General features: G+C 61.6%; 19 protein-coding genes. 12 read left to right on the forward strand and 7 right to left on the reverse strand.

Annotation, left to right across the window (positions count from 1 at the left end; genetic code table 11):
- Window positions 1-5: 5 nt before the first annotated feature.
- Complete coding sequence (locus OKC31_RS13690; protein ID WP_247823796.1) at window positions 6-782, reverse strand: substrate-binding periplasmic protein; 777 nt, start codon at window positions 780-782, stop codon at window positions 6-8.
- Between the two features lie 86 nt (window positions 783-868).
- On the opposite strand from OKC31_RS13690, the gene OKC31_RS13695 reads away from it, so the two are divergent.
- Entirely contained in the window at window positions 869-1405 is a 537-nt protein-coding gene (locus OKC31_RS13695) for a DUF2301 domain-containing membrane protein (protein ID WP_005357578.1), read from the forward strand.
- Here OKC31_RS13695 and OKC31_RS13700 read toward each other — a convergent pair.
- On the reverse strand, window positions 1402-1806 hold the full coding sequence (locus OKC31_RS13700) for a CBS domain-containing protein (RefSeq protein WP_005356342.1): 405 nt from the start codon (window positions 1804-1806) through the stop codon (window positions 1402-1404). The two genes, OKC31_RS13695 and OKC31_RS13700, sit on opposite strands and share 4 nt — an antisense overlap.
- Window positions 1807-1972: 166 nt before the next feature.
- Between OKC31_RS13700 and OKC31_RS13705 the strand changes: the two genes are divergently transcribed.
- Window positions 1973-2677: an SDR family oxidoreductase gene (locus OKC31_RS13705; protein ID WP_247823797.1), complete on the forward strand. Its 705-nt coding sequence runs from the start codon at window positions 1973-1975 to the stop codon at window positions 2675-2677.
- Here OKC31_RS13705 and OKC31_RS13710 read toward each other — a convergent pair.
- Window positions 2603-3178 (reverse strand): 2-amino-4-hydroxy-6-hydroxymethyldihydropteridine diphosphokinase, encoded by a 576-nt coding sequence (locus OKC31_RS13710; protein WP_270657081.1) that lies wholly within the window; start codon window positions 3176-3178, stop codon window positions 2603-2605. The genes OKC31_RS13705 and OKC31_RS13710 overlap by 75 nt on opposite strands.
- A gap of 124 nt (window positions 3179-3302) precedes the next feature.
- Between OKC31_RS13710 and cydH the strand changes: the two genes are divergently transcribed.
- The 4 genes from cydH (at window position 3303) to OKC31_RS13730 (ending at window position 6700) form a co-directional block, all read left to right on the forward strand.
- Window positions 3303-3395 carry a cytochrome bd-I oxidase subunit CydH gene (cydH, locus tag OKC31_RS13715; RefSeq protein WP_005339800.1) on the forward strand — a complete coding sequence of 31 codons (93 nt, stop codon included), beginning with the start codon at window positions 3303-3305 and terminating at the stop codon, window positions 3393-3395.
- A gap of 103 nt (window positions 3396-3498) precedes the next feature.
- Window positions 3499-4899 carry a sensor histidine kinase gene (locus OKC31_RS13720; protein WP_042657344.1) on the forward strand — a complete coding sequence of 467 codons (1401 nt, stop codon included), beginning with the start codon at window positions 3499-3501 and terminating at the stop codon, window positions 4897-4899.
- A complete protein-coding gene (locus OKC31_RS13725) occupies window positions 4896-5423 on the forward strand; it encodes a hypothetical protein (protein ID WP_421298738.1) in 528 nt (175 codons plus the stop codon). The genes OKC31_RS13720 and OKC31_RS13725 overlap by 4 nt, the downstream gene beginning before the upstream one ends.
- The gene (locus OKC31_RS13730) at window positions 5420-6700 is read left to right on the forward strand and encodes a sigma 54-interacting transcriptional regulator (RefSeq protein ID WP_005339807.1); all 1281 of its coding nucleotides are present in this window, start codon (window positions 5420-5422) and stop codon (window positions 6698-6700) included. The genes OKC31_RS13725 and OKC31_RS13730 overlap by 4 nt, the downstream gene beginning before the upstream one ends.
- 1 nt (window position 6701) lies before the next feature.
- On the opposite strand, the gene OKC31_RS13735 is transcribed toward OKC31_RS13730, so the two are convergent.
- Entirely contained in the window at window positions 6702-7184 is a 483-nt protein-coding gene (locus OKC31_RS13735) for a DUF1097 domain-containing protein (RefSeq protein ID WP_005339809.1), read from the reverse strand.
- Window positions 7185-7552: 368 nt separating this feature from the next.
- On the opposite strand from OKC31_RS13735, the gene msrP reads away from it, so the two are divergent.
- Window positions 7553-8554, forward strand: a complete 1002-nt coding sequence (gene msrP / locus OKC31_RS13740; RefSeq protein WP_247823799.1) for a protein-methionine-sulfoxide reductase catalytic subunit MsrP — start codon at window positions 7553-7555, stop codon at window positions 8552-8554.
- Window positions 8545-9171, forward strand: coding sequence for a protein-methionine-sulfoxide reductase heme-binding subunit MsrQ (gene msrQ, locus OKC31_RS13745; RefSeq protein ID WP_005339821.1), 627 nt, complete (start codon window positions 8545-8547; stop codon window positions 9169-9171). The genes msrP and msrQ overlap by 10 nt, the downstream gene beginning before the upstream one ends.
- On the opposite strand, the gene OKC31_RS13750 is transcribed toward msrQ, so the two are convergent.
- Window positions 9168-9416 carry a PepSY domain-containing protein gene (locus OKC31_RS13750; protein WP_013724184.1) on the reverse strand — a complete coding sequence of 83 codons (249 nt, stop codon included), beginning with the start codon at window positions 9414-9416 and terminating at the stop codon, window positions 9168-9170. The two genes, msrQ and OKC31_RS13750, sit on opposite strands and share 4 nt — an antisense overlap.
- 63 nt (window positions 9417-9479) lie before the next feature.
- Between OKC31_RS13750 and OKC31_RS13755 the strand changes: the two genes are divergently transcribed.
- The 4 genes from OKC31_RS13755 to OKC31_RS13770 are packed head-to-tail and all read left to right on the forward strand — an operon-like array spanning window position 9480 to window position 12345.
- Window positions 9480-9818 (forward strand): PepSY domain-containing protein, encoded by a 339-nt coding sequence (locus OKC31_RS13755; RefSeq protein WP_005339825.1) that lies wholly within the window; start codon window positions 9480-9482, stop codon window positions 9816-9818.
- Between the two features lie 21 nt (window positions 9819-9839).
- Window positions 9840-10496 (forward strand): response regulator transcription factor, encoded by a 657-nt coding sequence (locus OKC31_RS13760; protein ID WP_005339826.1) that lies wholly within the window; start codon window positions 9840-9842, stop codon window positions 10494-10496.
- The gene (locus OKC31_RS13765) at window positions 10493-11842 is read left to right on the forward strand and encodes a sensor histidine kinase (RefSeq protein ID WP_005339828.1); all 1350 of its coding nucleotides are present in this window, start codon (window positions 10493-10495) and stop codon (window positions 11840-11842) included. Before OKC31_RS13760 ends, OKC31_RS13765 begins: the two co-directional genes overlap by 4 nt.
- 41 nt (window positions 11843-11883) lie before the next feature.
- Window positions 11884-12345, forward strand: coding sequence for a hypothetical protein (locus OKC31_RS13770; RefSeq protein WP_247823800.1), 462 nt, complete (start codon window positions 11884-11886; stop codon window positions 12343-12345).
- Between the two features lie 82 nt (window positions 12346-12427).
- Here the strand turns inward: OKC31_RS13770 and torA are convergent, their stop codons facing one another.
- Both torA and OKC31_RS13780 read right to left on the reverse strand, forming a co-directional pair.
- On the reverse strand, window positions 12428-14908 hold the full coding sequence (torA, locus tag OKC31_RS13775; RefSeq protein WP_270657083.1) for a trimethylamine-N-oxide reductase TorA: 2481 nt from the start codon (window positions 14906-14908) through the stop codon (window positions 12428-12430).
- A 23-nt stretch (window positions 14909-14931) separates the two neighbouring features.
- The gene (locus OKC31_RS13780; protein WP_005339847.1) at window positions 14932-16062 is read right to left on the reverse strand and encodes a NapC/NirT family cytochrome c; all 1131 of its coding nucleotides are present in this window, start codon (window positions 16060-16062) and stop codon (window positions 14932-14934) included.
- Between the last annotated feature and the right edge of the window lie 191 nt (window positions 16063-16253).

Here is a 16253-nt window from a genome sequence, read left to right on the forward strand (position 1 = left end):
CCTGATCAGGGTTCGATATAGGGGATGGCGTACTTGTCGTAGAGGGCCTTGAGGCTGCCGTTTCGCTTCATGCGCAGCAGTTCGGCATCGTAGGCCGCCATCAGGGCTGGGGTCTGTGCATCCGCTCGTGCGCGGGCCCAGGTGTTGAAGTAGGGGCTGCTCTTGAGCGGTTTGGGCAGGTAATCGACCTTGCCTGTCAGCCCCTCCTCCTTGATCTGGGTGAAGGCGGTGACCAGCGGCATCGGCACGGTATCGATCCGTCCGGCCAGCAGTTTGCGCAGTTGCAGCTGGTTCATGGTGATCTCCTGAAACTGATAGGCCGGGTCGGTCATGGCCGCTGCCAGTTCAGGGGTGTAGGAGAAATCCTTGGTCACGCCGATGCGCCAGGGTTTGAGATCGGCCAGCGTTTCGTAGCGGATCTTCATCAGGTCCGCCTTGCGTACAAAGAAGTGCCAGCTGTGGCGAACGTGGGCCTGCTGGGGGTAGAGGAGATAGCGCTCGCGTGCGGCATTGTAGGAGTGGGTCAGAACCATATCGCAGAGACCGGTTTCGGCATTGCGGGTGAGGCGGGCGCCGGAGTCGATCAGTTCGATTCGGACAGGGATCCCCAGCTTGCCGAAGATGGCGGTGATGATGTCGATATCGAGGCCGCGGGGCTGTTTGTCTGCATCAAGATACTTGAAGATAGGCTCGGGGATGCCACAGAGAACAAGCTCTTTGGCGGATAGGGCGAGCGGAAACAAGAGTGGAAAGAGTAGCCACAATCGCTGGATCACACGCAAACTACCTCTCCTGAATCCATTATGCCTATTGCATCGTCGGGCCCCAGTATATTGGGTTGTGCATCATAAGTAAGGGGGGATTCGTTATGGCAAATCCTGAAATCGAGAGCCCGCTGGACGGGATCGACAAGTTGACCGTCTCGCTCTACCGCCTTGGCTTGAGTGCGGCAGCCTTGTTGCTGCTTTGCCGCGGTGCGGCGCTGCTGAGCGGGATGGCACTGCTCCCGTCGGCACAATGGTTGATGTCACTTGCAGTGGCAAGCGCAATCTGCGGCTTCTCGCTGCATATCTACGACAAGCGGATTCGCCTGATTCTGCAGGGGTTTGGTTGGGGCGCACTGGCCCTGGCAGCGGTGGGGGCACCGGATGCGCTGGTGCTGGGGGCGGCGTTGGCGACCCTCTCCGGGCTGGCGTTCAAGGAGCAGTTTTGCTTCGCCATTCCCGGCATCAAGCTGGTGCCCGTATTGTTGCCGGCGTTATGGCTGCTGGAGTGGTTGCGGGTGGAGTGGGCCGCCGCATTGGTGGCGCTGGTCTGCGGCGCCCTGTTGACCTTGCTGGCGCTGGCCAAGTGGCGGATGCCCCTGCACTTCGATATCGGTGACAAGGGGCGTTACCAGATCTAGGTCTGCTGGCACACCTTCATCTGCTGGTTGAGGGCCTGCATCACCTGACGGCGGCTGATGATGCCGATCACCTTGCCCTGTTGCAGCACCGGGTAGATCTTGGGCTTGGCATCGGCCATCTGGCGAGCCAGATCCAGAATGCTCTCATCCGGCCCGACCGAGAGGGGCGAACGGTTCATCAGATCCTCCACCCGGGTGCGGGTATCGCAGTGGTAGCTGCCGGTGAGCAGGCTGGGGATGCAATCTTGTTCGGAAAGAAAGCCGATCAGCCGTTTCTGCTCATCCAGCACCGGCAGGCCGCCAAGACCCGATTGATGCAGGCGATCCAGCGCTTCTGCCAGGCCGAGTCCAGCAGTGAGGGAGTGGGTCAGGCGACCCATGTGGTGGTGTACTTTCAGCATTGTGGTGACTCCGCAAGAGGGGGGGGGATGCCGCCACTATGACGCGGGCGGGTAGCTCGCGACCAATGGCTTGTGCCGCAGGGATTGATAGGCACAAGCCATCGGCGGTGATCCGCTGGCAGGCGGGCTTCGTTCATGCAAGACCATGAAAGGGAAAGGAGATCGTATGCGTGCATTGGTTACGGGTTGCGGCCGTCGACTCGGATTTTATCTCTGTGAACAGCTGGTGGCGGCGGGTTGGCAGGTGACGGGCAGTTATCGCAGCGAGCGGCCGGAGCTGGCCACGCTGGCTGCATTGGGGGTCGAACTGGTGCAGGCTGATTTTGGCCGGGAAGAGGACGTTGGCAAGCTTATCGCTCTGCTGGCAGCCCATCAGGATCTGGCGCTGGTGATCCACAACGCTTCGGCCTTCGAGCCGCAGGCAACTGATCCGGCGGCGCAACTGGCCCAGTTCGAACAGTTCTACCGGGTGCACATGGCGGCCCCCTTCCAGCTAAACCGGGCGCTGGCCCCCCGGCTGGCCAGCAATCCCAACGCCAGCATCATTCACATCACCGATATCTATATCCATGCCCCGGCCCCCCGTTTTGCCAGCTATGTGGCCACCAAGGCGGGAGCCCATTCGCTGGCCATGAGTTTTGCCCGCGAACTGGCCCCGGCAATCCGGGTCAACACCATAGAGCCGGGCCCCATCCTGTTTCTCGACGAGCATGACGAGGCATGGCGCCAGCAGGTGTTGGCGAAAACACCGCTGGCGCGGGAGGGGGGACTGGAGCCCATCTGGCAGGCGGTGCAGTTACTGATGGGGAACAGTTATATGACGGGGGCCAGCATCAAGGTAGATGGCGGACGCGCGCTGGCCACTCTCTGAAGATTTGCCAAGCACCAACGGCTCCAGCCCGACCTGCCGTGTCAGCAAGCCTTTGCCGGGTTTGAGCTTGCCCGACGGGGCGGAGAGCGTCACTTGCAGCGCCACCTTGGGGTCATGCACCTCGCCATGGCCATAGAGCTCGGCCAGCAGCTCCGCAAGATAGGAATCGACCTCTGTCGAGGCAAAGTCACCGCTCCTGTTGCTGGCCAGAATATCGATGTCGAGCGGCCGGTCGTGCACCTTGCAGAGCGGATCGCTGCGATCCCGGCCGTGAGCCACTTCGAGGGCGACAAAGTACTGCTTGAGGCGGGCGGCATCGAGCGGGCTCTCCACCACCAGCAGGCAGTTGAGAAAGTCGTGGCTGGAGTGCATTCCCACCGGCTTGGTGCGGATCACCGAACTCAGCCGCAGGGGGCCGACGTTCGCAAGCAGCTCGGCCAGCACCCGGCTGACATGGATATGCGGGTCAAGATTGGAACCAATGCTACACAGATAGAACATGCTCACCTTCCCGGGGTTGGGCTCATCTGAAATGTATACGCAGCTCACGGTTATCGGATTAACTATGGCTTAACATTGTCTTATCTATTGTGATCCGGCACTGATTGGCAGAAAGGAGGTTTGCATGAGTGTGGAGCTGAAATGGGCGCTGTTGACCGCCTCGGGCGCGCTGGCGATGATCATGATTATCTGTCTGGCCTCTGTCGCGTTGGCGTGAATCACCACAATCCAGATAATACAAACCGGCCTGTTGGCCGGTTTTGTTTTTTGGGGCGGTGCGGCTATGCTGGCGCACCGGTGAGAATGCAAGAGAAGAGATGATGACCAAGGTTCGCCCACGCTCCCTGCTGCAGGTGGTATTGATGGGATTTGTGCTGGTATTGATGCCGCTGGGCGGCATGATCTGGCACAACAGCACCTCCCTTGCCCACCTCAGTCAGCTCACCAGCGACGAGATGGAGCGGGCGGTCAAAGATACCCGCCGCGCCACCCTGCTGACGGCGCAAGCCATCGATATCGAACGCACCTTGCGCCGCTTCGCGGTGTTGGGGGATCGCCGCAGTCTCACCAGCTACCAGCAGCAACTCGACGGGTATCGGGTGTTGCTGGCGGAACATCGCAACTCCATCACCGACGGCCAGCTCTACAGCGGGCTCGATCAGGGGCTGGCCTGGCTCGACAGCCTGCAGGATGCCGCGTTGGCCCGGGCGGCGGTAGCGGGAGACAAGCTCGAGCAGTTCAACGATGCCAACAAGCAGCTCGAAATAGTCACCCGCAGCCGGGTTGACGAACACATGGATCGGGTGCAGCTCACCATCGCCGGACTGACCAGCGAGCTCTGGTGGGTGAGTGGAGCGGTGGCGGCGCTCAGCCTGCTGATGGTCTTTATCTTCACCTACCTTATCATCCACCCGGTACGACAGATTGAGTCGCGCATCTTGAGTCTGGGGGCCGGGGTCGAACCCGATCCCAAGCCGGTTGACGGCCCTGCCGAGCTGGTATTGCTGGGGGAGCGGATCGTCTGGCTGCACGACAAACTCAAGGAGCTGGAGCTGCAGAAATACCAGTTCCTGCGTCATGTTTCCCACGAGCTGAAGACCCCGCTGGCGGTGCTGAGGGAGGGGACGGATCTGCTCTGCGAGCAGCTGGTCGGGCCTTTGACGCCGGATCAGCTGGAGATCTGCCAGATGCTCGACGAGAACAGTCGGCGTTTGCAGACCCTGATCGAGCGGCTGCTCGACTTCAACCGGCTCAGTCAGCAGGAGGCCTTCGAACTGGAGCCCGTCCCCCTGCTGCCGATGTTGTCGGAACTTTCTGCCGAGTACCGGCTGGCATTGGAGTCCAAGCAGATCCGTGTACACTTGCCGACCGTGCCGGTTACCCTGTGGGCGGAGCCCTACCGGCTACGACTGATCCTCGATAACCTTTTCTCCAACGCCGTCAGTTACGGCGCCAGCGGAGGCAATATCTGGATCAGGGCAGGGCAGAATGAACAGATAAGCTGGCTGGAAGTGGCCAACGAGGGGCCCAAGATCCCCGTGGCCGATCAGCAACGCATTTTTGAACCCTTCGAGCAGGGCAGCACTGTGCGGCAAGGTCTCTTGAAAGGCTCGGGCATGGGCCTCTCCATCGCCCGCGAGTCTGCCAACAGCCTGGGGGGGGAACTGGTTCTGGTAGAGGATGAACAGGCGGATGTCTGCTTCAGGTTGACGTTGAAATGAGGACTATGAAGATACAACGCGTATTTCCAGCTCTGATGGCAGGGCTGCTCGCGGGTTGCTCCTTGCTGCCGCAACAGGCACAGCGGGAGTCCTCCGATATCGCTTTTGCCAAGCGAATGGATTTTGCCAACAAGGAGATGCAGGTGCGTCTGCAATACTCCGACTGGCTGCTGGCCAGTCACCCCCAGCAACGGGTGCAGGAGCGTCAGCGTCTGAAAGGGGCCGACGATCTTGAGAGTCGGGTCAGTCTGGCGATGGTGGACTCCCACCCCGCCGAGTCGGTGGCCAATCGCACCGCCGGTCTGGCGCGCCTGAAGCAGATGTTGCCCGAACTGGGTCTCGATGCGCAGGCCTTTTTACGTAGCTGGATCGCCCTCGGCGAGCAGTTGCTGGCTCGCGACAGCCGTCGCGATGACCAGAGTCAGGAGATCCAGCGGCTGCGCCGCCAGATCGAGCAGCTGACCGCTATCGACGACCAGCTCAACCAGCGCAAGCTGAACGAGAATCGTGAGGTAATACCATGAGCCGGATCCTGTTGGTGGACGACGACGTCAGCCTGCTCAAACTGATGAGCATGCGGCTGCGCAGTCAGGGTTATGAAGTGGATACTGCCGACAGTGCGGAAGGAGCCCTCGACCGGTTGCGTCAGCAACGGGCCGATCTGGTGCTGAGCGATCTGCGGATGGCCGGCATGGACGGTCTGGCGCTGTTCGAGCGGATCCAGGCCCAGTGGCTGGGGTTGCCGGTGATCATCATGACCGCTCATGGCACCATCCCGGACGCCATTCAGGCGACCCGCTCCGGCGTATTCAGCTTCCTGACCAAACCCATCAACAAGGATGAGCTGTTCGCCACCATCGAACATGCGCTGAGTCTGACCCGGCCGAAACAGCAGCAGGAGTGGCAGTCGCTGATCCTGACCCGCAATCCCCAGCTGGAACAGCTGCTGATCCAGGCCCACAGCATTGCCACAATGGAGGTGCCGGTGCTGATCATGGGGCCGTCAGGCTCCGGCAAGGGGGCGATGGCGCAGGCGCTGCATCAGGCCAGCCAGCGGCGCGACAAGCCGCTTCATACCATCAACTGCGCCGCCATTCCGTGGGCGTCACTCGACTTGCAGCTGTTTGGTGAAGATGGCCAGTCCGGCCTGTTCGAGCAGGCCAAGGGGGCGACCCTGTTTCTCGACGAGATTGGCAGTCTCTCCGAATCCCTGCAGGCCAAGCTGCTGCAGGTGATGGAGGAGTATGGTCAGGGTACGCCGGAGGTGCGGGTGCTCAGCTCCAGCCATCAGGATCTGGTCAAGGCGATGGAGGAGGGGCGCTTTCGGGAAGATCTCTTCTATCGTCTCAACGTTGCCAATATCACCTTGCCGTCTCTCAGTGCCCGCAGTGAGGATATCCCCCTGCTGGCCCGTCAGGCGCTCGATGATTACCGCAGCCGCCACAGCGACTGCGCCGCCATGGGTTTTTCGCCCGAGTCGCTGGCGATGCTGGCGGCCGCTGCCTGGCCCGGCAACGTGCGCCAGCTCTGCAACGTGGTGGAGCAGCTCGCCAGCCTCTGTTGCAGTCCGGTGATCGGGGTCTCCATGGTGGAGTCCGCCCTGAGCGGTGGTGGCGGCGGCATCCCCTCGTTCAACGAGGCGCGGGCCGAATTCGAGAAGGAGTATCTGATCCGTTTGCTGCGCACCACCGAGGGCAACGTGACCCTGGCGGCCAACATGGCGGGCAGAAACCGTACCGATTTCTACAAGTTATTGAATCGGCACGGTATTGAAGCAGCAAACTTCAAATCGAAGGGATAAATCAGGCGGGATCAACCACCGCCGGAGCGGCATCGGCTTTTTGAGTTTTATGGGAGAGCCAGAGGCCGCTCGCCTTCATCAGGTAACCGAACAAGGCGCCAATGATGAGGGAGGGCAGGATCAGCCGCCACTCGCCAGCCGCCCCGAAGGTGGCACAGCAACCGGCAAAGGTGCCGGGAATGTAGCCGAGCCACTGCTGCTTGGCCTGTACGCACATCAGGGTGGCGACCACCCCCGTCATCACATAACCCGCCACACCCGCTCCCCACAGACTGTCGCCATGGATCAGCAGCAGTGCCCACAGCATGCCGCTGGTGTTGCAGAAGATGGTCTGCAGCAGCGCCTTGTAGCCACCGCTTGACGCGAAATAGCTGGTGCAGCCGAGAAAGCCGACCCAGGAGATAAGGCCGAACGCGACGGCAATCCAGCCCCAGACGGCGGAGAGAATTCCAGTGGTGATGGCGATGGCGATCAGTGGGCTCATGGGGCGACTCTTCAGTTGGCTTCGCAAAATGGGCAGCCTACCCCCGGTAATCGGGGCGGCAAGCGGGGGCCGAATTGTGTGTGATCTTCATCACCCTTTTCAACTCAGGAATACGCTTGCGCTCGCGAAAAAAATTCATTGGTGACCGGCCTGACAGTCGGCCATAGTTAGAGGCCCTGTCCTGCTCATGGAGTGAGTCTGATGGCGCCAAATGTGATCGTTCCCCTGCTGGTGTTCGTAGTCCTGTTTCTGGTCGGCACCATGGCCAAGGCACTGCCCCTGCACCACATGATGTAAATTTGTGTGAAATAAAAATCTGCCGGGGCGGGTCTTATCCATACTGCCTCACTCAGCCCCGGGAGTTTTTCATGTTGATCAAGCGTCGTACCGCCCACCCCCTCACCGAACAGGATGTCACCCCGGAAGCCGTCTATCAGGACCGCCGCCTTATTCTCAAGGGGCTGGGTCTGGGCGCGGCCACCCTGGCGTTTCCCACTCAGGCCGGTGTACTCGATCTGCTGCGCGGTAAAGAGGATGCCCCCCAGTTAGCCACCAAACCGCTCAACAGCAAGCCTGCCGAGCGCCCGACCAATCTGGTGCTGACACCGGAAGAGAAGGCCACCAGTTACAACAACTTCTATGAGCTGGGCACCGACAAGTCCGACCCGGCTCGCAACGGTCATTACCTCAAGCCCGAACCCTGGACCCTCAAGGTGGAGGGGGAGGTGGCCAAGCCCTTTACCCTCGATGTGTGGGACCTCATCAACAAGAGCGAGCTGGAGGAGCGGATCTACCGACTGCGCTGTGTCGAAGCCTGGTCCATGGTGCTGCCCTGGAACGGCATCTCGCTGGCGGAGATCATCCGCCGTGCCGAGCCCACCAGTCGCGCCAAGTTTGTTGCCTTCGAAACCCTGTTTGATCCGAAACAGCTGCCGGGGCAGGCCTCCAGTCTGGGGGGCGGCATCGAGTATCCCTACGTCGAAGGGCTGCGTATCGACGAGGCTATGCACCCTCTCTCTTTCCTTGCGATGGGGCTCTACGGCAAGAGCCTGCCCGCCCAGAATGGCGCGCCGATCCGGTTGGTAGTGCCGTGGAAGTACGGCTTCAAGAGCATCAAGAGCATTGTCTCGATCCGGCTGGTGGAGGAGATGCCGCCGACCACCTGGAACCTGCTGGCTCCCAACGAATATGGCTTCTACGCCAACGTCAATCCGCAGGTGGATCACCCGCGCTGGAGTCAGGCCAGCGAGCGCTTTATTGGCGAGGGTGGAGTATTTGGTGCCAAGCGTCAGCCGACCCTGATGTTCAACGGCTATGGTGACGAAGTCGCCTCGCTCTATCAGGGGATGGATCTGCGCCAATGGTACTGAGATTGAAACCGGCCCATATCAGCGGCTTGCGGGCGCTGGTGCATCTGGGCTCCCTCGGCTTCCTGCTCTGGCTGGTTTTTGCCATTCCGGCAGGTCTGCTGGGGGGCGATCCTGTGCCCGAGCTTATCCACTACCTCGGCAAGGGGGCGCTCAATCTGCTGCTGCTCACCCTGCTGGTGTCGCCGCTGGCCAAGCGCTGGCGGCAGGGGCAGCTCATCAAGCTGCGCCGCCCTCTCGGGCTCTGGTGTTTTGCCTGGGCGCTGCTCCACTTCATGGCGTGGCTGGGGCTGGATCTGCAGTTTGACTGGGGGCTGATTGGCGGCGAGCTGGTCAAGCGCAGCTATATAGTGGTGGGGATGGTGGCATTGCTGCTGCTGGCCGCCCTCAGCATCACTTCGCTGCCCGCATTGCAGCGCCGCATGGGCGCCGCATGGCAGAAGCTGCACAACTGGGTCTATGCCATCGCCCTGCTGGTGCCGGTGCACTATTGGTGGTCGCTCAAGAGCGGTTGGGGTGAGCCCCTCATCTACCTGCTGCTGGCCTGCGCCCTGCTCTGGCCGAGACGGGAGAAACTGCTGCGCCCCATGCGGGGACGCTGGAATGCAAAAGAGGCCTAATCGGCCTCTTGTTGTTTTATCTCGCCAGTGTAGGCATCGACGATGAGATGCACCTTCTGATCCTGGCGATTGAGGGTTTTGACCTCGAATTTGTCCCCTTCCAGCTCCACTTCCCGAATGTCGTGATACCCTTGCGCCAGCAACAGTTTGACCAGCCCGGCCATGTCGAGACGGCTCTGGGCCGCCCAGCTTGTGGCACTCAACAGGCAAAGGATCAGCAGGAAACTGCGCGGGATCATATTCATTCCGGATTCATGGCTGGCAGACTATAAACGCCATTATGTTAGGTTTTTGGAGATGAATCATCCATGAATAGAGCGCTCCCTCTGCTTGGGTTATTGCTGCCGTTGCTGGCACAGGCGGTCACGCCTGATGAAGCCATGCTGCAGCAAGCTGTCCATGAGGGACGGGTTCGGCCCTTCCATGAAATGATGGAGGTGGCGGCCAGATTGCCGGTGCGGGTGTTGCGGGTGGATCTGGGGGAAGAGGATGGTATCTGGCTCTATGAACTGCGAGTCATCGATCGGGAAAACAGCGTGATCAAGGTAGCCTATCGGGCTGACAACCTTGAGCTGGTGTGGGCCAAGGGCCACCATCTGGAGCGGCTGTTCGAACCGCCAAAGCCCCCGGTCGAGGATGATGAATAACCCCTGTGTGGAAGCCTGTTCATGCGAATTCTGATTGTTGAAGACGAAAAAATTCTGGCTGGCCAGCTGGCCGAACAGCTGCGCCTCTCCGGCTTTGTCACCGACCTCTGCCACGACGGCAACGAGGCCGGTTTCCTCGGTGAGACCGAACCCTACGATGCCATCATTCTCGACCTCGGCCTGCCGGGGCGCGATGGCCTGAGTGTGCTGAAGGAGTGGCGCAGCAAGGGGATCGATACCCCGGTGCTGGTGCTGACCGCCCGTGGCCAGCTGCACGAGAAGATCGAGGGGCTCAACGCCGGTGCCGATGACTACCTCACCAAGCCGTTCCAGGTAGCCGAGCTGGTGGCGCGGGTCCATGCGCTGGTGCGCCGGGCGGCGGGTAACGCCAGCTCCATTCTGGAGATTGGCGGGGTGCGCCTCGACATGGCTGCGTCGCAGGTGTGGTACGAAGGGACCCCCATCAAGCTGACCGCCCACGAGTTCCGGGTGCTGGGTTACCTGATGCAGCATCGGGGCAAGGTGGTGTCGCGCAGCGAGCTGATCGACCACATCTATGCTCAGGATTTCGACCGTGACTCCAATACCGTGGAGGTGTTCATCGGCCGGATCCGCAAGAAAACCAACCCCGATCTGATTGAGACAGTGCGCGGCCTCGGGTACCGGATCAACGAATGAGGCTGGTCAGAACCCTGCGGGGGCGGCTGGTCGCCATCGCGCTGGTGTGGTGCGGGCTGTTTCTGTTCGCCACCGGTTTCAGCCTGCAGACCATGATGCGCAACTACTGGCAGGAGGCGGAGGCCGATGGCCTTCGCCTGCAGCTCTATGATCTGCTCTCCCGGCTGGAAGTGGCCAAAACCGGCCTGCCGGTGGTCACCGGCTCCCTCTCCGATCCCCGCTTCAATCAGCCCTACTCCGGCTACTACTGGCAGCTGGAACTGGGCCGCGATGTGGTGGGGCGCTCCCGCTCCCTGTGGGATACCAACCTGAAGAGCGACGGCCTCAAGTCGGCGTTTGGCGATCCAGACCTCTTCGTCGGCAAGGGGCCCAACAAGGAGCCGCTGCTGATCATGACCCGTACCGTGCTGCTGCCCGGTTCGGATCGGGTCTTCACTCTGGTGATGGCCAAGGACAGTAGCGCCCTGACCCAGACCCTCAACAAGACCCGCATCAGCCTGTTCCTCGGTCTCGGCTTTGCCGCCGCCGGTCTGGTGCTCGGCTTCATGTTCCAGATCGTCTACGGCTTGCGGCCGCTGCACCTGCTGCGCCGCGAATTGGGGCGGGTTCACGAGGGTCATCAGGAGGGGTTCCGGCTGCGCTATCCGCTGGAGATCCAGCCGCTGGTGGAGGATATCAACCGGCTGCTGCACCACTACGGCGAGCTGCTTCAGCGGGCGCGCTCCCACACCGGCAATCTGGCTCATGCCCTCAAGACGCCGCTCAGCATCATGCGCAATCAGGTGGCCCAGTTGCCGCCGGAGGATCAGGCCGCCATCGGCGAGCAGCTCGACCAGATCCAGCGCCATATCGATTACCACCTCGGCAAGGCACGGGTGACCGGCGCCGCCAAGATCCTCGGGGTCTCGACCCCGGTGCGGGCGCGGGTGGAGTATATCTGCCGCGCCTTCTCCCGCCTCTATCCGGGCAAGACGGTGGACCTGCAGGTGCCCGCCAATCTGGCAGTCGGGGTGGAAGAGCAGGATTTCGACGAGATGGTGGGCAATTTGCTGGAGAACGCCTTCAAGTGGTCTGCCAGCGAGCTGCGCATCTCCAGCGCCGAGCTGGGAGGCTGGATCACCTTGCGTATCGAGGATGACGGCCCCGGCATGAGCGAGGATCAGATCGCCAAGGCGGTGCTGCGCGGGGTGCGGCTCGACGAGAAGGTGCCGGGCTCGGGCCTGGGTCTCAACATCGTCTCCGATCTGGCGGAAGCCTATCGGGGCAGTTTCATCATGGGCCGCGCCGAACTGGGCGGTCTGGCCGCCTCCCTCTCGTTGCCCAAGGTGGCAAGAGTCGAGAGCTAGGCATAACATATGGCATTTGTTTTAGCCTGAGGAAGAGAAGCATGACCGACGATCCGTGGGCACTGTGTCACCTTGACGATTCGTTTGATGCCTCTGTGCTGGGGGTCAAGGGCGCCCAGATCCAGTGGTTTGAAGACAGGGATGGCCTGACCGCGTTCCTTCTGGAAGATTTTGTCGACTTGCTGGCCGATGTGGGCGAGCTGGACGAGGAGCAGACCGAGCAGGCGCGCGAGCGCTTCACCCTGCTGGTGGAGCAGAGCTTTGACGATCGCACCCTGATGGATGCCATCAACGATCTCGCCTCCGGCCTGCGCCGCATCGCCTGGTTGGGGCCGCTCTCGGAGCTGGCCGAGATCAGCGACGACTTTGCCTCCGGCCTGCGCCGCTATTTCTGGAGCCAGTACGACGGGGACGAAGATGACCCGGACGCATGGGTGCCGGAAGAGCTGTGGCCGCAATTGGTGGAGTGCGCGCAGGAGTATATGGAGGAAGGGGAGTTCTAAACCCATCCCCATGCCTGAGCTTTGGCAGACAGATAAAGAAACGGCGCCTTGATGGCGCCGTTTTTATTGGGTGGCAATCGCCTTAGCCGTTGGCCGGTACCGCGTGGGCGGTGTTGGCCAGCACCGGGCCTGTGTACTTCTCGATCTGCAGCTGGGCCATGTGGCCGCAGTTGCCCTGCGCCAGGCTGGACGAGCCTTCGTCGAAGGTGAGGCAGTTGACGTTGCCGTTCTTGCAGATGCTACCCGCTTCGCCCGGCTTGGCCGGGTCATACCAGGCCCCTTCGCAGATCCGCACCACGCCTTGGCGCACATCCTCGGATAGCAGGGCGCCTACCAGGATCTGGCCGCGCTCGTTGAAGGCGCGCACCAGATCCCCCTGGGCGATGCCACGGGCCTTGGCATCCAGCGGATGGATCATGATCGCCTCGCGGTCGGCGATGGCGAACTTGTCCCGCAGCGGGGTGTTGTCGAGCTGGGAGTGCAGCCGCTGGGTCGGGTGGGAGGTGTTGAGCGACAGCGGATAGCGCGCTGCCACCTCGCTCTTCACCCACTCCTTGGGCTCATACCACTTGGGATGGCCGGCACAGTCGGCGTAACCCATCCCCGCCACCGTGTTGGAGAAGATCTCGATCTTGCCAGACGGGGTGCCGAGCGGGTTGAGCAGCGGGTTCTCGCGAAAATCGGCGTGACGGATCCACTGGCGGTTGGCCTCGGGGATCGGGAAGCGGATGTAGTTGTTGGACTCCCAGAACATGTTGAACGGCGGCAGCGCCACGCGGGCGCCGCGGGCCTGCGCCGCCATGCCGTCGTACATCTGCTTGAGCCACAGCATCTCATCCTTCCCTTCAGTGTACTGCTCCTGCACGCCCAGCTTGGCGGCGATGGCGCTGAAGATGTCGAAGTCGTTGCGGGCTTCAAACTGGGGCGGCACGCACTGATGCATCGGGAACACATAGCGCTGGGAGTAGTCGCCACCCATCTCCAGGTCGTTGCGCTCGTAGCTGGTGGTGACCGGCAGCACGATATCGGCGTGCTTGGCGGTGGCGGTCCAGTAAGGCTCGTGAACGATCACGGTCTGCGGCTTGCGCCACGCCTGCAGCAGGTTGTTGGTGTCCTGATGGTGGTGGAAGGGGTTGCCGCCTGCCACGTAGACCAGCTTGATGTCCGGATAGGTCACCTTGCGGCCGTTGAAGTCGATGGTCTTGCCCGGGTTGGCGAGGCAGTCGGCGATGCGGGCCACCGGGATCGGAGCCGGGCTGTTCTTCGGTGCGTTGCCGGCGGAGATACCCGCCAGAATGCCGCCCTTGGCGGTGGGGCTGCCACCGGAGGAGTAGTGGTAGCTGAAGCCGTAGCCGCCGCCCGGCAGGCCGATCTGGCCCAGCATGGAGGCCAGCGTCACCAGCATCCAGTTCGGCTGTTCGCCGTGCTGCTGACGCTGCATCCCCCAACCGGCCATGATCATGGTGCGTTTGGCGGCCATGTCGAGGGCCAGCTGGCGGATCACCTTGGCATCGACGCCGCAGACGGTGCTCGCCCATTCGGCGCTCTTCGGTTGGCCGTCATCCTTGCCGAGCAGGTAGTTCAGGAACTTGTCGAAGCCGACGGTGTAGCGATCGAGGAAGGCCTGATCGTGCTTCTTCTCGCTGTAGAGGGTGTGGGCCACACCCAGCATCATGGCCACGTCGGTGTAAGCGTTCGGCGCAATCCACTCGGCGCCGACCATCTTGGCGGTCTCGTTGTAGATGGGGTCGATGCTGATGACGCGGGGGCCCTTCTCTTTCAGCGCCATGAAGCCGGCCTGACCTTCGTGATCCGGCATGTTCCAGCTGTTCTTCAGGGTCACCTGAGCATTGACCCCCCACAGCACCACCAGTTCGGCGTTCTCCACCACGTTGGGCCAGGCGGTCTGCTGCTCGTACACCTCGATGGAACCCATCACGTGGGACATGATCACCTGGGCCGCGCCGGTGGAGTAGTCACCGGCATAACCGGTGAAGCCGCCGGAGAGGTTCATCAGGCGGTGCAGCAGGGTGCGGCTGTTGTGGAACATGCCGACACTCTTCCAGCCGTAGGAACCGGCGTGGATCGCCTGCGGGCCGAAATCAGACTGGACGCGCTGGATTTCACCGGCCACCAGTTCGATCGCCTTTTCCCAGCTCACTCGCACCCACTCGTCGGCGCCGCGCAGCTCGGGTTTGGCGCCCGGGCCATGCTCCAGCCAGCTCTTGCGTACCATGGGGTACTTGATGCGGTTCTTGGCGTGGACCTGGAACGGCGCCATGTCGATGAGATCGTTCGGCGCCGGATCATCGGCCACCGGCTGGACGCGCACCATGCGGCCATCTTCGACGATCGCCTCGAAAGCACCCCAGTGGGCGCCGGTTAGAATGCCCTTCTGGGCGGGCACCAGAGTCGGGAACTGACTCAATGCGGTGCTGATGGCTTGCGCCAGCGCACTCTTGGGAAAAATACCGCCGAGCAGGGGCAGGGCTGCGCAGGCGCCGAGCCCCTTGAGCAGGTTGCGGCGGGACAGATTGGTCTTCTTGTCATTGAAAAAAGTCATAACGGTTATCCTCTGTGCCAGCCTTAGTGGGCCGCGCTCATGTCACTGGCGTGTTTCTGGACATACTGGGTCAACATGCGAGCCTGTTCCGGGGTCAGGGAGGTACGAGATTCCATCCCCTTGATGACGCCGATCCACTGGTTGGCATTGAAGTGATCCAGCGCGGTGAGGCCGTGGCAGCCGGTACAGTTGTTGGACATCAGGGTGGAGGCGTATTGCCACAGCTTGCCCTGATCGCCGATGAGCTGGCTTTGGTCGACCCAGGCGGTCAGCTTGACCTGATGCCAGGTGAGGTTGGTGGCGCTGTCGGTTTCGCTCTGGCCGGTGACCAGTGCTTTCTTGGCGGCATCGCCGACCAGTACGCTGAGGATCCGTTTGCCCGGTGCGGCGTAGAACACTTCGCTCACGCCATCCTGTTGCCAGCCTTCGATCTGCACCTTGGCGCGGCCGTTTTCGTTGGCCAGCACTTCCACCTTGGTGGAGGGCATCAGGGTGCCTTCGTCGGTCTTGGCGGCAGCATCGAGGAACAGCGGGGTGGTAGCGATGGCGTAACGGGTGGTGACGTTGGCCGGGGTCTGGGCCGCAGCCTGCGCCAGCTCGCTGGCACCGGCGGCAGCCAGGCCGCTCATGTCAGGCATGATGTGGGCGACACCACGGTGGCAGTCGATACAGGTCTGGCCTTCCTTGATGGCGACCGGGTGCTCGGCACGGGCATTGGGGCGCTGGGCCAGAATGTCCATCGCCTCGTAGCTGTGGCAGCTGCGGCAGGTGGCGGAGTCGTTGGCTTTCAGCTCGTCCCAGACGGACTGGGCCATCCGCAGCTTGTGGGCTTCATACTTTTCCGGGGTATCCAGTGTGCCGATCGCCTCGTGATAGATATCCTTCACGGCGCGGATCTTGGTCCACAGGTAGGAGGTGGGGTCGCCCGGGATGTGGCAGTCGGCGCACTCGGCGCGGATCCCCTTGGTGTTCTGGAAGTGGACACTGCCCTGATACTCGGCGAGCGGAGTCTGCATGGAGTGGCAGGAGACGCAGAATTCGGTGGAGCTGGTCTTGTGCAGCACAGTCACGGTGACACCCAGTGCCGCGACACCCAGCAGGGCCCCGAGCAGCAGGAGCCAGAACCAGGTTTTTCTTATCAGTTTTCCAATCATGGCGGCGTTTTCCTACGGTCAATAATTACCTACATAGTACTAGTCCAATAGTAGTAGTAATGATAGGGATAAGGCGTTGACCTCCATCATGGTTTATATTTTTGATTGTTGTCACATTTTGTCTTTTGTTTTATTATTGACAGATTTATCGAATTAAGTTCAGTTGTTTTCTGTTTTATCTATTTTTGCAC

It is taken from the genome of Aeromonas sp. Y293-4 (assembly GCF_027705905.1).
GTDB lineage: Bacteria > Pseudomonadota > Gammaproteobacteria > Enterobacterales > Aeromonadaceae > Aeromonas > Aeromonas veronii.

What these genes read in the sequence shown, in the direction of transcription:
- OKC31_RS13700 (WP_005356342.1), bottom strand. Translation starts at nt 1,806, where the DNA reads ATGCTGAAAGTACACCACCACATGGGTCGCCTGACCCACTCCCTCACT.
- torA (WP_270657083.1), bottom strand. Translation starts at nt 14,908, where the DNA reads ATGACTTTTTTCAATGACAAGAAGACCAATCTGTCCCGCCGCAACCTG.
- OKC31_RS13780 (WP_005339847.1), bottom strand. Translation starts at nt 16,062, where the DNA reads ATGATTGGAAAACTGATAAGAAAAACCTGGTTCTGGCTCCTGCTGCTC.
- OKC31_RS13720 (WP_042657344.1), top strand. Translation starts at nt 3,499, where the DNA reads ATGACCAAGGTTCGCCCACGCTCCCTGCTGCAGGTGGTATTGATGGGA.
- cydH (WP_005339800.1), top strand. Translation starts at nt 3,303, where the DNA reads ATGAGTGTGGAGCTGAAATGGGCGCTGTTGACCGCCTCGGGCGCGCTG.
- OKC31_RS13705 (WP_247823797.1), top strand. Translation starts at nt 1,973, where the DNA reads ATGCGTGCATTGGTTACGGGTTGCGGCCGTCGACTCGGATTTTATCTC.
- msrP (WP_247823799.1), top strand. Translation starts at nt 7,553, where the DNA reads ATGTTGATCAAGCGTCGTACCGCCCACCCCCTCACCGAACAGGATGTC.
- OKC31_RS13695 (WP_005357578.1), top strand. Translation starts at nt 869, where the DNA reads ATGGCAAATCCTGAAATCGAGAGCCCGCTGGACGGGATCGACAAGTTG.
- OKC31_RS13760 (WP_005339826.1), top strand. Translation starts at nt 9,840, where the DNA reads ATGCGAATTCTGATTGTTGAAGACGAAAAAATTCTGGCTGGCCAGCTG.
- OKC31_RS13735 (WP_005339809.1), bottom strand. Translation starts at nt 7,184, where the DNA reads ATGAGCCCACTGATCGCCATCGCCATCACCACTGGAATTCTCTCCGCC.
- msrQ (WP_005339821.1), top strand. Translation starts at nt 8,545, where the DNA reads ATGGTACTGAGATTGAAACCGGCCCATATCAGCGGCTTGCGGGCGCTG.
- OKC31_RS13765 (WP_005339828.1), top strand. Translation starts at nt 10,493, where the DNA reads ATGAGGCTGGTCAGAACCCTGCGGGGGCGGCTGGTCGCCATCGCGCTG.
- OKC31_RS13755 (WP_005339825.1), top strand. Translation starts at nt 9,480, where the DNA reads ATGAATAGAGCGCTCCCTCTGCTTGGGTTATTGCTGCCGTTGCTGGCA.
- OKC31_RS13770 (WP_247823800.1), top strand. Translation starts at nt 11,884, where the DNA reads ATGACCGACGATCCGTGGGCACTGTGTCACCTTGACGATTCGTTTGAT.
- OKC31_RS13710 (WP_270657081.1), bottom strand. Translation starts at nt 3,178, where the DNA reads ATGTTCTATCTGTGTAGCATTGGTTCCAATCTTGACCCGCATATCCAT.
- OKC31_RS13730 (WP_005339807.1), top strand. Translation starts at nt 5,420, where the DNA reads ATGAGCCGGATCCTGTTGGTGGACGACGACGTCAGCCTGCTCAAACTG.
- OKC31_RS13725 (WP_421298738.1), top strand. Translation starts at nt 4,896, where the DNA reads ATGAGGACTATGAAGATACAACGCGTATTTCCAGCTCTGATGGCAGGG.
- OKC31_RS13750 (WP_013724184.1), bottom strand. Translation starts at nt 9,416, where the DNA reads ATGAATATGATCCCGCGCAGTTTCCTGCTGATCCTTTGCCTGTTGAGT.